9 protein-coding genes are annotated in these 15189 nt (G+C 35.8%); 3 read left to right on the forward strand and 6 right to left on the reverse strand.

What is annotated here, in order from left to right:
* Positions 1–125: 125 nt before the first annotated feature.
* The 3 genes from ACHRV5_RS20945 to leuC form a co-directional block, all read right to left on the reverse strand.
* Positions 126–1646: an alpha-isopropylmalate synthase regulatory domain-containing protein gene (locus ACHRV5_RS20945; protein WP_047777647.1), complete on the reverse strand. Its 1521-nt coding sequence runs from the start codon at positions 1644–1646 to the stop codon at positions 126–128.
* Positions 1647–1770: 124 nt separating this feature from the next.
* Complete coding sequence (gene leuD, locus ACHRV5_RS20950) at positions 1771–2367, reverse strand: 3-isopropylmalate dehydratase small subunit (protein WP_395428044.1); 597 nt, start codon at positions 2365–2367, stop codon at positions 1771–1773.
* Between the two features lie 169 nt (positions 2368–2536).
* Positions 2537–3931 carry a 3-isopropylmalate dehydratase large subunit gene (gene leuC, locus ACHRV5_RS20955; RefSeq protein ID WP_230004303.1) on the reverse strand — a complete coding sequence of 465 codons (1395 nt, stop codon included), beginning with the start codon at positions 3929–3931 and terminating at the stop codon, positions 2537–2539.
* A 587-nt stretch (positions 3932–4518) separates the two neighbouring features.
* Here leuC and ACHRV5_RS20960 point away from each other — a divergent pair.
* The gene (locus ACHRV5_RS20960; protein WP_230004304.1) at positions 4519–4938 is read left to right on the forward strand and encodes a DUF417 family protein; all 420 of its coding nucleotides are present in this window, start codon (positions 4519–4521) and stop codon (positions 4936–4938) included.
* A gap of 20 nt (positions 4939–4958) precedes the next feature.
* Here the strand turns inward: ACHRV5_RS20960 and ACHRV5_RS20965 are convergent, their stop codons facing one another.
* From ACHRV5_RS20965 to ACHRV5_RS20975, 3 genes are read right to left on the reverse strand one after another with little or no spacing between them, the layout of a single operon-like run.
* Positions 4959–7580, reverse strand: coding sequence for a carboxypeptidase-like regulatory domain-containing protein (locus ACHRV5_RS20965; protein ID WP_395428046.1), 2622 nt, complete (start codon positions 7578–7580; stop codon positions 4959–4961).
* A 6-nt stretch (positions 7581–7586) separates the two neighbouring features.
* Positions 7587–8372 carry a GLPGLI family protein gene (locus ACHRV5_RS20970; RefSeq protein WP_047777655.1) on the reverse strand — a complete coding sequence of 262 codons (786 nt, stop codon included), beginning with the start codon at positions 8370–8372 and terminating at the stop codon, positions 7587–7589.
* Positions 8373–8413: 41 nt separating this feature from the next.
* The gene (locus ACHRV5_RS20975) at positions 8414–8689 is read right to left on the reverse strand and encodes a hypothetical protein (protein ID WP_395428047.1); all 276 of its coding nucleotides are present in this window, start codon (positions 8687–8689) and stop codon (positions 8414–8416) included.
* Positions 8690–9430: 741 nt separating this feature from the next.
* On the opposite strand from ACHRV5_RS20975, the gene dnaE reads away from it, so the two are divergent.
* Both dnaE and ACHRV5_RS20985 read left to right on the forward strand, forming a co-directional pair.
* The gene (gene dnaE, locus ACHRV5_RS20980) at positions 9431–13969 is read left to right on the forward strand and encodes a DNA polymerase III subunit alpha (RefSeq protein WP_047777658.1); all 4539 of its coding nucleotides are present in this window, start codon (positions 9431–9433) and stop codon (positions 13967–13969) included.
* A 177-nt stretch (positions 13970–14146) separates the two neighbouring features.
* Positions 14147–15097 (forward strand): outer membrane beta-barrel protein, encoded by a 951-nt coding sequence (locus ACHRV5_RS20985; RefSeq protein WP_395428048.1) that lies wholly within the window; start codon positions 14147–14149, stop codon positions 15095–15097.
* The last annotated feature ends 92 nt before the right edge of the window (positions 15098–15189 follow it).

Consider the following 15189-nt stretch of genomic DNA (forward strand, 5'->3'; position numbering starts at 1 on the left):
TTTAGTTTCTAAGTTTCTAAGTTTCTGAGTGACTGAGTTTCTAAGTTTTAGGGTTTTGAGGAACTTAGCATCTAAATTCAAAGATTTTAAAACTTAGAATCTTAGAGCCTTAGAACCTTAGCAACTTAGGTAACCACATTCAGCATTTTCTGAGTGGCAATAATAGCGGCAACGGTTTGATCAGAATCCAGACCTCTGGTTTTGAATTCTTTTCCGTTGTTTACCCAGGTGATGATGGTTTCGCATAAAGCGTCAGAACTACTTCCCGGGGGAATTCTGACCGCATAGTCGATTAATTTTGGCAGCGTTAATTTCTTTTGCTTGTAAATTTTAGACAAAGCATTCATAAAAGCATCAAACTGACCGTCTCCTTGTGCATTTTCTTCAATTATTTCTCCGTCAAATATCAGGCATAAAGTGGTTGATGGGCGCATTCCTTTTGAGTGTACTAATATATAGGACTCGATTTTTATTTTTTCTTCGTAAGTATGACTGTCTAAAACATCAGAAATAATATAAGGAAGGTCTTCTTTGGTAACGGTTTCTTTTTTGTCGCCTAATTCGATGATTCTTTGGGTTACCAATTTTAAATCTTCCTGGTTTAGTTTTAAACCTAATTCCTGCAGATTTTTTTCGATATTGGCTTTTCCTGAAGTTTTTCCGAGTGCGTATTTTCTTTTTCGTCCAAAGCGCTCCGGAAGCAAATCATTAAAATATAAGTTGTTTTTGTTGTCACCATCGGCATGAATACCAGCGGTTTGTGTAAAAACATTATCGCCGACAATTGGTTTGTTGGCAGGAATTCGGTAACCGGTAAAAGTCTCCACCAATTTGCTTACAGTATAAAGAGAGGTCTCTTTTATACTAATGCTAACTTCGGGCATATAATCGTTTATTACTGCGACGGTACTTTCCAGAGGGGCGTTTCCTGCTCGTTCTCCCATTCCGTTTACGGTAACATGTAGGCCGTGAATGCCTCCTTTTATAGCTTCCATAACATTTGCTACACTTAAATCGTAATCGTTATGAGCGTGAAAATCAAAATGGATATTGGGATATCGGGCTGTGATTTTTGAAATAAATTCAAAAGCTTGTGATGGAATTAATACACCAAGAGTGTCCGGGAGTAAAATTCTTTTTACAGGCTGTTGTGTTAAAAAATCTAAGTATTGAAATACATATTCGGGAGAATTACGCATACCGTTGCTCCAGTCTTCCAAATAAACGTTGGTGTCTATGTTGTTTTCTTGAGCAAGTGTAATGGTTTGGGCAATTTCAGAAAAATGTTGTTCCGGTGTTTTTTTTAATTGATGGGTCAGATGATTCAGAGAGCCTTTGGTTAGTAGATTTTGAACTTTGGCTCCTGTTTTTTTCATCCATTCAATCGAAAGACCGCCGTCAACAAAAGTCAAAACTTCTATTCGTTTGGTATAACCTCGTTCTTCGGCCCAGGACATAATGCCTTTTACGCCTTGAAATTCGCCTTCGCTTACACGGGCAGAAGCAATTTCGATTCGGTCAATATTTAGTTCTTCCAACAACAATTGTGCAATGGTTAGTTTTTCTGCAGCAGAAAAAGAAACTCCTGAGGTTTGTTCGCCATCACGGAGTGTCGTATCCATTATTTCAATTTTTCTTTTTTTCATAGCCAGTTTCGGAATTCCTTTTTTAAAAGTAAAATTTAGTTGTGTTGTTTTGATTGGTCTAACTTATAAAGACCCGACTGATTTCAAAAAACCAGTCGGGCCCAATAGCGTGAGTTGGATTTTTTTAGTATGGAAGTTTATCGGCAAAAGCGACAATATCTTCACTAATGTTTTGCAGGTAATCAATGTCGTCAAAGCCATTGATCATGTTGTTCTTTTTGTATCCGTTAATGGCAAAAGATTCTTTTTGACCTGTTGCTAATAAAGTAATCGTTTGTTCCGGTAAATTGATTTCCAATTCTGTTTTAGGGTCGGCTTCAATGGCGTTGAAAATAATTTCAGCAAATTCCGGACTTACTTGTACCGGTAAAACACCAATATTAAGACAGTTTCCTTTGAAGATATCAGCGAAGAAACTGGAAACTACAGCACGGAATCCATAGTCATAAACCGCCCAGGCAGCGTGCTCTCTGGAAGATCCTGAACCGAAGTTTTTTCCCCCAACCAAAATTTGCCCCGAGTAGGTAGCATTGTTTAAAACGAAATCAGCTTTCGGAGTATCGTCTCCATTGTATCTCCAATCTCTAAAAAGGTTGTCTCCAAAGCCTTCTCGTTTTGTAGCTTTTAAGAAACGGGCCGGTATGATTTGATCGGTGTCTACGTTTTCAATTGGCAGCGGCACAGCACTGCTGGTAAGGATATTAAATTTATCGTATGCCATTTTGATTTTAGATTTTAGGATTTTAGATTTTAGATTTTCCTTAAGTAGGAGGAAATCGTAAACGCTAAAATGATTTTCTGTTAAATAATGTAAGTGAATTTTTTTTTTTGAAGGTTTTAGATTTTAAAGCAGCAATGCCATTTGCAAAGTGAAATCTAAAATCTTTAATCTAAAATAACTCTCTCGGATCTGTTAGTTTTCCGGTAACGGCAGCAGCGGCAGCCATAATTGGACTTGCTAAAAGTGTTCTTGAACCCGGACCTTGACGGCCTTCGAAATTTCTATTTGAAGTACTCACTGCGTATTTTCCGGCCGGAACTTTGTCATCATTCATTGCCAGACAAGCAGAACATCCCGGTTGACGTAATACGAAACCGGCTTCTGTCAAAATATCCAATATACCTTCTTCTTTAATTTGAGCTTCTACAACGTGAGAGCCTGGAACTAACCAAGCAGTTACGTTTTCTGCTTTTTTTCTTCCTTTTACAATTTCAGCAAAAGCTCTGAAATCTTCAATACGTCCATTGGTGCAACTTCCTAAGAAAACGTAGTCAATTGGTTTTCCAATCATAACATCGTCTTCCTGAAAGCCCATGTAGGCAAGAGATTTTTTATATGTTTCCTCACCGCCTTCCACTTGGTTTGCGTTCGGAATATGTTTAGAGATACCAATTCCCATTCCCGGGTTAGTACCATAAGTAATCATAGGTTCTATGTCTGAAGCTTTGATGTTTAGTTCAGCATCAAAAACAGCATCAGCATCCGTTTTTAGGGTTTTCCAGTAAGCAACTGCATTGTCCCAAGTTTCGCCTTTTGGAGCGTATAGCTTGCCTTCAAGGAAATCAAATGTTTTTTGATCGGGAGCAATCATACCGCCACGAGCACCCATTTCGATACTTAGGTTACAAACGGTCATACGGCCTTCCATGGTCATGTTTTCAAAAACATCACCGGCATATTCAACAAAATATCCGGTACCACCTGAAGTAGTTAATTGTGCAATAATATAAAGAGCAACATCTTTTGGACCAACACCTTTGCTTAATTCACCGTTTACGTTGATACGCATTTTCTTTGGCTTAGGCTGCATAATACATTGTGTAGAAAGCACCATTTCAACCTCAGAAGTTCCGATACCGAAAGCAATTGCTCCAAAAGCACCATGAGTAGAGGTGTGTGAATCTCCGCAAACAATAGTGGCACCTGGCAAAGTAATTCCGTTTTCAGGACCTACTACGTGTACAATTCCATTTTTTTTATGTCCTAATCCCCAGTGCGAAATACCGTATTCGGCGGCATTATCTTCAAGCGCTTTAAGCTGATTGGCTGATAAAGCATCTTCAACCGGTAAATGTTGGTTTATAGTAGGTGTATTGTGATCGGCAGTTGCAAAAGTACGTTCCGGATATAAAACTTTAACGCCTCTGGCTTTTAATCCTAAAAAAGCAACAGGACTCGTAACTTCGTGAATGAAATGACGGTCAATAAAAAACACATCCGGTCCATCTTCAATTTTACGTACTACATGTGAATCCCATACTTTGTCAAATAATGTCTTACTCATTTTTTATTTTTTTTATTTGTAATTTTATAACTACCGCAATTCTTTGGTAATTATAATAGGAAAACAAAATTAAATAAAGATATAAAGTAGTCAATTTCAATATTGCATTATATACGATACCCAAACTAAAATACAAATTAAGATTCGCTTTTATTCCGTAAAACTGAGTTCCAAAATTGAAGTGGAAATTGATTTTGTATTTCTTTTAATGAGGAGTTGTTTTACAGTTGCTGCAGTTTTTTGTAATTAGCAATTTTACCTTAGATTCAATGTAAAATGACTGATTTTATAGGTTTTAATGCCGTAAAATAGTGATTATTGATAGTTTTGATTTTGTTTTTGAATTTCTGAAACCGTGGATAAAAGCTCTTTTTTGAGGTATAAAACGAAGATTTTTGAAAGACTTTATTTGTTTTTTTTTGATTCCAATACTACGACATCCAAGAAAGTGAATTTTTGTTTTTTAGAATGGAAATAAAAGATATTAAGGTTGTTTAGGACGAATTTAGGTGTAATGACAACTATCTGACATTTGCCTCGCGAAAAGGCTCTTAATTTTGATATTTCTAATAAAAATAAATAAAATCATGAATTTAAATCAGATTGCTTACAGAATTGGTGTTTTCGGAACTGTTATTATTTTGCTTTGGGTTGGGCTTTTTAAGTTTACTGCCGTAGAAGCAGGAGCTATAAAGGGTTTAGTCGAAAATCATTTTGCAATGGGCTGGATGTACAAAGTAATGTCAGTGCAACAGGTTTCGAATGTAATAGGAATATTTGAAGTGGTTACGGGAATAGGTTTGGCATTGTCTTTTTTTAATAAAAAAATAGCGATGTACTCGGGTTTGGCATCGGCGGTTATTTTTGTTACTACATTGAGTTTTCTTTTTACAACGCCGGGTGTTTTTAAAATGGTTGAGAATTTTCCTGTTACGGACTTTTTTATTCTTAAAGATATTCCTTATTTGGCTATTTCGCTGATGGTTTATGCGAAAAGCAAAGAATAAAAAATGGTTTCTCATTTGGGTTAAAATCGGTATTTTACTGTTGCAAGTAAATACCGGGGAACTAAATCTATAGTAGCTTTATAAGAGGTGTAATTATCTAATGTAACCAATGTAAATTCGTTCTCGTTGGTTACATTATTGAACAGGAGTCGATAAGAAAAGCGACTGTTTTCAGGAGTGTAGTTGGCAATAATGTTTACAAAACTGTAATTTTGAGTATTAATTTTATAATAGGTCGTATTGACTTCGGCTAACCATACTTTTGAAATTTTATAGTTACAGTTAATGAAAGCATCTTTGGTTGTATTGGTAGTAAGTGTATTATTGAAATTTGTCTGATAGTAGTTGTAATTGAAACCAAAATCAAAGTTTACGACTAAGCTATAATAACTTGTTGCTGAAAAGGAATACTGGCTATTGTAACTTTTTAGGTTTGTAAAATCTTGGTTGTTTACTTTTGTCGGAGTATTACTCCAGGTTTGTTGTGTGGCTATCTTGGTGGCCCATTTTAGTTTTTTCAGGTAATTAATGAAGCTAAAAGAGGCGTTATAATTTTCTCCTCCGTTTGTAACGATATAGTTTTTGAAGTTGAAATTCTGAGTAATCAGGTTATCGATATTAAGCGTTTTCTTCAATTTTGTATAGATTAAATTGGTCTTAACAGAAAATCCCTTTTCATCTTTGTACAAGGTGTGTAAAAAAGAAATGGTTTTGTTTTTTAAAAGTGCAACATCAGAAACTCCCTTTTCGAAAGTTCGGTAGTCTGCCAGTAAATAGTTTGTTTTTAGATAATTGATTTCAGGCAGAGAACTGTTTTCGGAATAGTTTAACCGGAATGTCCCTAAGCGTGTTTTTTTTAGATTAAATGAAAATACAGGATTAAAAAAATGAAAATGTTGCTGAGAAATATTGCGTGCAAAATTATTTTGAACATATTTCAGATTAGCTGTAAAATCTGTTTCAGAAGTAAAATTGTACCGGATTCCCGCATCGAAAGAAAATATGGTTTGATTTGTGTTTGTGTCTACCTGGTAGTCTGTCTTTTGTTTTTGGTCGATAAGAAAATCTGAAACGATTGATTCCTTGCTTTTTTCGTATTGAAAAGCAAGAACAGATTCTAGTTTTTTGTACTTCGAAATCAGTTTACTTTTGATTCCAAAATACTGGTTTTTAGTATCCCCCTTTTGGTCAATCTGAGCTTCCGGATCTATTTTAAAAAATTCATTTAAAAAGGGAGATTTTAATCTGTTTTTCTCATTCAAATAATCGCTTCCCAAATAAAAATAATTGTTTAATATTGTTTGATTCGATAAGCTGTAACTGTGGTTAAGATGATTGTAAAAAGTATAATTGCTGTTTTTAGAATTCTGATTGATTTGCTCACTATTAAATAAGAGATTTGAATTTATGATATCAGGATTGTTCTTGTAAATAAATAAGTTGGTGAGATAATTGTCTTCATTCCCTGAATATTTAAGTTCAATTTCTCCTGATGAAAGTGTTTTTTTGCCGGAATAGTGATTGGCTTCGGAGTTGATTATAGGTTGTGGGTCTATGTTGTAAATTGTTTCTGAAAAAGAATGCTGAATTTGATGGTCATTAGTAAAATAGCCAACCCCACGAAGGGTTAAGGAAGGTTTAAGTTTTGTGGTAAAACTTAAAGAATTAAATAGTGCTTTGTTAAAGACGCTTTGAGATTTACTGAAAGAATTGTTTTCATTACTGTTGATAACGTATTGTTTTCTTGCCTTTTTTTCGATTCGGTCTGCCCCAAAAAAATCAAGATTTATACTGGATTCTTTTATAAGTGAAGTTGCTTTTTCGCCTGAATTGTTGTAGTCCGCCAAGTAAAAGATTTTGATCTTCTTTTTTAATAGTCCGAGATTAATACCTTCTTTCCATCGGTTTTCAGAAATTATGCCTGCTCCGGCCGTTATGTTGCCGAACCAGATATTTTGCTTGTCTTTTTTTAACTTCAGATTCAACGCAACTTTATCCGAATTATTCATTTTTTTGAAAATGGGATTATCTTCAAATGCTTCTATTATTTGCACTTCATCAAGTGTTTTTGCATCCAGATTTTTGGACAGTAAGGTGTAGTTCTTATCAAACAAATCTTCTCCTTCAACAAGTAATTTATCAATAGGTTTTCCATGGGCTTTTATAGAGCCGTCTTTCTGAACTTCGATACCGGGTAATTTTTTTAAAATGTCCTCTATTGTTTGCTCTGTTTGGTTAGAAAAAGCGCTCGCCTTTATAGTGGTCGTATCCTGATTGATTCTTACTTTTTTGTGCGATTCTATTACGACTTCCTTCAAACTTTCTTGTTGGGATTCCAGAGAAACAGAGTGATTTATTTCAGTCTTTGTGCTGAGATCAATTACGTTTGTGTTTTTAGCAAAGCCTAAGCAAGAAATTTCTATACTTACAATTCCGCTAGCTGGTTTTTTTAATTGAAGAGTATAGTTTCCATCTTCATTAGCAAAAGTATAGAATAGAATATTTCCAGAGTTGTCTAAAATAACAACAGAAGCCCTTTCGACGCTTCTGTTCTGTTTGTCTTTTATAGTTCCCGATATTTTAATATTTTGGGAAAATGCAATAAAAGGGATGAAAAAAATAAAAGAGAATAGTTTTAGCATTTAATTTCAGAATATTTCGGTGCTAATATCATTCATTCCAGCTGCTTTTATCGTAACACCATGTTCTTTCCCTAATAAAATAGCCTTGTTTTTGTTTTTTTCTATCAACTTTTCTAAAATCATTTTATACTCGTCAATTGAGACCCAATTGGTAGGAGTGCCTTGATTGATGGGCTTAATTTTCGGAACAGATACATTTTTAGACGGGTATTCTAGTGATTTGAAATAGATGTATAATTCCTTCTTGGTGTCATAAGCTTCGAGTATTAATCCGGGTAATCCCTGCAGTTTCCAAGGCCCAAACGGAACGGGAATCTCTTTGGTAAACCAGACGGTGTAATCCCGTCCTCTAAAATGCCCGGTTGCTTTATTGCAAAGAAGATTTCCAATTTTTTTCGTTTCAGGGTCAATTTTCCATTCTATTGCTACACGCTTTTCTTTTCCGTAAATCTCATTAGAATATTTTTTATTCCACCACAAACTATCTTTGGCTCTGTCGTAATATACCTGTTTTCCTTGTTCTAAGGTATGTTTCCCGAGGTAAATCTGTTTGATTTCCCCTTCTGCCTTTTTTTTCTTTTGACTTTCAATATTAGATTCATTTTCCAGAGAATCTTTGGCGCTAACATAATAGGACTGGTTTTGGTCAAAAATAAGGTAAGAGTTAAAATCTAAGCCATTAGGACCTCCCTTGCCCGGACTTTCGATGTGCCCATAGTACACAATTCCTTTGTTTTGAGCATAAGAGTAGGTGTAAATTGTAAATACTGTGAGGAGTAGTAGTTTTTTCATAAGTATCATTTTATAATGCTTTATGCTGTTGTTTTTAGATTTTAGCTACAAAGTTCTAAAGCTAAATCTACTATTTGTCCAATGGAACATCCGTCACAAGTAAATGCCCAGCCGGTTCCGTCACCACAATCAACAGTTACATCGTATACTTGGATTAATGGGTTTGATTCTAAAGCGGGTTCAACAATTTTATTTTCGATTACAAAGGATTTGTTGATTTCCTTATTTACTTCTGGATTTATGTTTTTTGAGCTGCTATTTGCGAAAACTCCAACAGACATAAGAACTGTAATGGCTAATGTGAATATTGTTTTCATAATTTTTAGGTTTTTGGTTAAATTAATAAAATTTTAACAGCATAAAGCAGGCTAATTTATAGAATAAAACCATATAAAAATTAAAAATTTAACAGGTTTTTTTTTAATCACGTATAATTACGGAGGAATAGTAGTACAATTAACAAAAAACTTATGTGGCTTTATCGGCAAGCCTCCTTAAGTATTTCTGCTATTGTTTCAGGGGAATAATAATGACAATGTATGTAATAAAGGTTGCCATCTCTGCAATCAATAGCGATTAAAGTTGCTTCATCTGCAATTATGGAATTTGATTCTAAAATTGTTTCTAGTGCATTATTTTTTGATTGCGAAAGGTTTAATAATGTTTTTTGAGTCGTTGTTTGCGAAAGCGCCAACAGACGTAAGAACTGTGAGGACTAATGTGAATATTGTTTTCATCGTTTTCTGGTTTTTTCAGTTTAATTAATAGGGGGTAACAGCATAAAACGCAGCTGATTCGCAGAAAAGGATTGAAATTAATGAAAAATTAACAGGTTTTATTTTGGAAAAAAATAGCAATCCCGATAGGATTTTGCTCAAAAAAGAGAATGTCGGGAAAAATCCTGATGTTGATAAAATGTATTTCGTCAATAGCCTAAAAAAGACTAAATTTGAACTTCCTCCATTTTTTAATTTGAACTTCTTTATGATTCATGAAATCAGTGTTTTATGAATGATGAAGTTTTGAATTTGGGGGTTTAATTTTTGTCTTTTAAACCTATGTATTTAATATTCGATACTGAAACTACTGGATTACCAAAACGTTGGGATGCTCCAATAACCGATTCTGATAACTGGCCTCGCTGTATACAAATTGCCTGGCAGTTGCATGACGATATGGGGAAACTGATAGAACATCAGGACTATCTGGTAAAACCTGACGGATTTAATATTCCGTATGACGCGGAACGTATTCATGGAATTTCTACAGAATTAGCAGAAGCCGATGGAATTACGCTTGCCGAAGTTTTGGAGAAATTCAATATCGCTTTAAGTAAAACCAAGTATATTGTAGGTCAGAATCTGGGCTTTGACGTTAATATCATGGGTGCTGAATTTCATAGAATGGGCGTGGACTCTCCGATGAGTTCTATGCCTGTTTTAGATACTTGTACCGAAGTTACGGCCTCCTTATTACAACTTCCGGGAGGTAGAGGTGGAAAATTCAAATTACCAACTCTTACAGAATTACACAGTTATCTTTTCGATAAGCCTTTCGCGGAAGCGCACAACGCAACAGCCGATGTTGAGGCAACTACGCGTTGTTTCCTGGAGTTAATCAGAAGAGAAGTTTTTACCAAAGAAGAGTTAGATGTACCAAAGGATTATTTTGGAGAATTTCAAAATAAAAACCCGCAACCGATCAAACTTATCGGTCTAAAACACATCAATCTAAAAGCAGCTTCTGATAAAATCAGAGAACAGTTGCGAGCCTTAGAATCTGATGGAAAAGAAACGGTTGTTTCGGAGTCTGATCAACAAGATTTTATAGCAGCGAAATATTCGCATTTACACAATCATACACAGTTTTCGGTTTTACAATCTACTATAGGTATTGGTAATATTGTTGCGGCTACGGCCAAAAATGGTATGCCGGCGGTTGCGATGACAGATACCGGAAACATGATGGGAGCCTTCCACTTTGTGAGTGCGGTGATGAATCATAATAAAGCGGCTTCCGGTAAAAATAAAGCTTTGGTTGATGCTGGTGAAGAGCCAACAGAAATGGAAATTAAGCCAATTGTCGGATGTGAATTTAATGTCTGCGACAATCATTTAGATAAAAGTAAAAAAGACAACGGTAATCAGATTGTATTATTAGCCAAAAACAAAAAAGGTTATCACAATCTGGCTAAAATGTCTTCGATTGCGTTTACCGACGGATTCTATTATGTTCCCAGAGTCGATCGAAAAATTATCGAGTACTATAAGGAAGACATTATGGTGTTGTCCGGGAATTTATACGGAGAGATTCAGAGTAAAATTCTAAACGTTGGTGAAAATCAGGCCGAAGAAGCTTTAATTTGGTGGAAAGAGCAATTTGGAGATGATTTTTATCTTGAAGTCATGCGCCACAATCAGGAAGATGAAAATCGTGTGAACAAAACCCTGATTGAATTTTCACAGAAACACAATGTCAAGTTAATTGCGACAAACAATACCTACTATTTAAATAAGGAAGATGCCAATGCACACGATATTTTGTTGTGTGTAAAAGACGGTGAAAAACAAGCAACACCAATTGGTCGTGGCCGAGGTTACCGTTACGGATTACCGAATCAGGAATACTATTACAAGTCGCAAGAAGAGATGAAAAAGCTCTTTTCTGATTTGCCTGATGCGATTATCAACATTCAGGAAATTGTCGACAAGGTGGAGATTTACTCGCTTTATCGCGATGTATTGCTTCCGAAATTTGATATTCCCGAGGAATTTTTAGTGGTAGAAGACGAGGCTGACGGTGGTGTTCGCGGTGAAAATAAATATTTGCGTCATCTTACCATGACGGGGGCAAAAAGGCGATACGGTGAAATTACCGAATCGATTCAGGAACGTCTGGACTTTGAGTTGTTGACGATTTCGAATTCCGGATATCCGGGTTACTTTTTGATTTGTCAGGATTTCATCGCCGAAGCCAGAAACATGGATGTTTCGGTAGGTCCCGGTCGTGGATCTGCGGCGGGTTCTGCAGTAGCTTATTGTTTAGGAATTACCAACATTGACCCGATTAAGTACGATTTGCTTTTTGAGCGTTTCCTGAATCCGGATCGTGTATCCATGCCCGATATTGATATCGATTTTGATGATGAGGGTCGTGGTCGTGTTATGGATTATGTAATCAATAAATACGGTAAGAATCAGGTAGCGCAAATTATTACTTATGGTAAAATGGCGACTAAATCTGCGATTCGTGATACGGCTCGTGTACTGGATTTACCACTATTTGAAGCCGATAGAATTGCAAAATTGATTCCGGGAATGATGCCGTCAAAATGGAATTTGGCGCGTTTTATTTCTGAAAGTGAAGACGATATTAAAAAAGCACTTCGTTCGGATGAATTTGATAATGTAAAGGAATTAATCGCTATTGCCAATGAAGATGATTTGGCAGGTGAAACCATTCAGCAGGCGAAAATTCTGGAAGGGTCGATGCGAAATACAGGTATCCATGCCTGTGGTGTAATCATTACGCCGTCGGATATTACCAATTTCGTTCCGGTTACAACCGCAAAAGATTCGGATTTATATGTAACTCAGTTTGACAACTCGGTCGCAGAAAGTGCCGGATTGCTTAAAATGGACTTCTTGGGTCTGAAGACCCTTACCCTGATAAAAGATACTGTTAAACTGGTAAAATACAGAAACGGAATCGATCTGAATCCCGATGAATTTCCTATTGATGACGCTCCGACTTATGAGCTTTTCCAAAGAGGAGAAACCGTTGGAATCTTCCAATACGAGTCGCCTGGGATGCAGAAATATATGAAAGAGCTGAAACCGACGGTGTTTGGAGATTTAATTGCCATGAATGCTTTATATCGTCCGGGACCGTTAGAGTATATTCCTTCTTTCGTTCGAAGAAAAAACGGGGAAGAAGAAATTAAATACGATTTAGATGCCTGTGAAGAATATTTAGGAGAGACTTACGGAATTACAGTTTATCAGGAGCAGGTAATGCTTTTGTCGCAATCATTGGCTGATTTTACAAAAGGTGAGGCCGACGTTTTGCGTAAAGCGATGGGTAAGAAACAAAAGGACGTACTGGATAAAATGAAACCTAAATTTGTAGAACAAGCTGCAAAAAAAGGACATGATGCAAAGGTTTTGGAGAAAATCTGGAAAGACTGGGAGGCTTTTGCGAGTTACGCCTTCAACAAATCTCACTCGACTTGTTATGCCTGGATTGCGTATCAAACGGCTTACTTAAAAGCACATTATCCGGCAGAATACATGGCTGCGGTTCTTTCGAATAATATGAATGATATCAAACAGGTATCCTTTTTTATGGAAGAATGTAAACGTATGGGATTGGCAGTATTAGGTCCAGATGTAAACGAATCGTACTATAAGTTTACGGTAAATGATGATTATGCTGTTCGTTTTGGAATGGGTGCGATCAAAGGAGTAGGTTCGGGAGCAGTAGAAACGATTGTTGAAACCAGAAAAGACGGGAAGTATAAGTCCATTTTTGATTTGGCCAAACGAATTGATTTGCGTGCTGCCAATAAAAAAGCGATCGAAAATCTGGCTCTTGCCGGTGGTTTTGATTCGTTTGAAGGGACTACAAGAGCGCAGTATTTTCATGATGACGGAGATGGAATTACGTTTTATGAAAAAGCGATACGCTACGGATCGAAGTTTCAGGAGAACGAAAACTCATCGCAAGTGAGTTTGTTTGGAGAAACGAGTGAAGTGCAAATCGCAGAGCCTATTGTACCTCCTTGTGAAGACTGGAGTACAATGGAGAAACTTTCAAGAGAAAAAGAAGTCGTTGGAATTTATATTTCGGGTCATCCACTGGATGATTTTAGATTTGAAATGAAATATTTCTGTAATGCCCGATTAGAAGCTTTAAAAAGCATGGAACTTTATGTAGGTAAGAGTCTAAACTTTGCCGGTATTGTTAGCAATTTTCAAAGGAGGACGGCTAAAAATGGTAAGGATTGGGCGATTTTCACCTTAGAGGGATATGATGAAAGTTTTGAGTTTAAAATTTTTGGAGAGGAATACCTGAAGTTCTACCATTTCTTATACAACAACCAATTCGTTTATTTGAAAATCTTAATTAAAGACGGTTGGGTAAACAGAGATACCGGTAAAAAAACGGATCCAAGGATGCAGTTTGTTGAGGTGAGACAGCTGCAGGATATTTTGGAGACATTTGCCAAAAAATTGATTTTGTTATTAAATATTAAAGACTTGCAAACCGAGTTCATTCATAAATTGAGTCATTTATTTAATGAAAATAAAGGCGATAACTCGGTGACTTTTGAAATCATGGAATTAGAAAAGGTGAAGCGATTGGTTGAGGTAGAAACACCAACAGATTTTGAAGAAACAGAAGACGCTGTTTTTGAAGAGGAGAACGATGGTGAGGAAAATGCAATTGAAGCAACCAAAATTCAGGAAGTAAATGAGGTCGAAGAAATAAAAGTGGTGACCAAATTAACCATGCCAAGCCGTAGACTAAAGGTTAAGATTTCGACAGAACTATTAGAGGAATTAGAAAAAATGCAGATTAATTTTAAGCTGAACTAAATTTTAACAGTTAAAATTTAAAAGAATGCATTTTTTTTTAGTTAAAATTATGCATGCATAATAGTTTTTTAGTAATATTGCCCAAAATTACAACGATTTCGTTCCAAGTCTAACCATGCAAACTCGTGAATTATGTTAAAATAATTTAAGTTTGTATAAATTAATTAAAACAAAATTATGAAAAAGAACCTATTTCTATTAGGATTATTAGTTTGCTCTATGGCCACAATGGCGCAGACAGAAAAAGCAGACAAACCGGAAAGCTGGTATTTTAAATTGGGTGGATCTTACTTCATTCAAACTGCTGCTACTGAATTTCCAACTGTAGGAGGAAATCTTCCTTTAGATAAAACCTATGTAGGAGGTAAATTAGTTTCTGAAGAAAGTGTTACAGGTTCTTTTGGAGAAGGTTTTAGAACAGGTATAACTGCAGGATATAGATTCAATGCTCGTTTAGGGGTTGAGTTAGGTGTTAATTATTACACTAGTAATGATAAGACAATGGCACAAACCAGATCAGATTTGCCTATCACTCCAGCAGGTGTGTATAGCTTCAAATCAGTAGGTCAAATTACTGCTTTTGATCTTGCCCCGGCTTTAGTGTTATTTTTAGGAGAGCACAAAGGTTTTGAGCCTTATACAAAAGTTGGAGTTTTAGTTCCTATTCACGGAGATTTAGAAATCACTAGTGATGCTTATGCACCAATTGCTTTTGCTCCATCAGGAGCTCCAACTGCTTTTGGAGAGATTCATAGTGTTGATAAAGTAAAGCCAAATCCTACTTTAGGATTTACGGCAGCTTTGGGTACTTCATATAAAATTGGAAAAAACCTTTCTGTTTTTGCAGAATTAGAGTACCGTAACTTTACAGTACACGGAAAAACAAAAGAAACAACTGAATTTACAATTAATGGACAAGATGCTATGGCGACCAGAACCAAAGCTCAAATTCATACAAACTACAGAGATAGATTAGATGTTAATTCTAACAATCCTTTATTTAATCCTAATACGGCAACAATGGATACTAAGGATACAACCAGACCTAATGATGCAATGGATGAACTAAGTTCTTACGTTGGAATTAGTGGTTTAGGTATGACTTTAGGGTTTAAATACAGCCTATAATTTTATAGCAATTTTAGTTTTTAGAAAAAAGAGGATATTCAATTTTGAGTATCCTCTTTTTGTTTGTTAGGGGTGAAATTTCAATTTTTGGC

Origin of the sequence: Flavobacterium sp. FlaQc-52 (assembly GCF_044007495.1) — a bacterium.
In the GTDB taxonomy this organism is placed as follows: Bacteria; Bacteroidota; Bacteroidia; order Flavobacteriales; family Flavobacteriaceae; genus Flavobacterium; species Flavobacterium cupriresistens.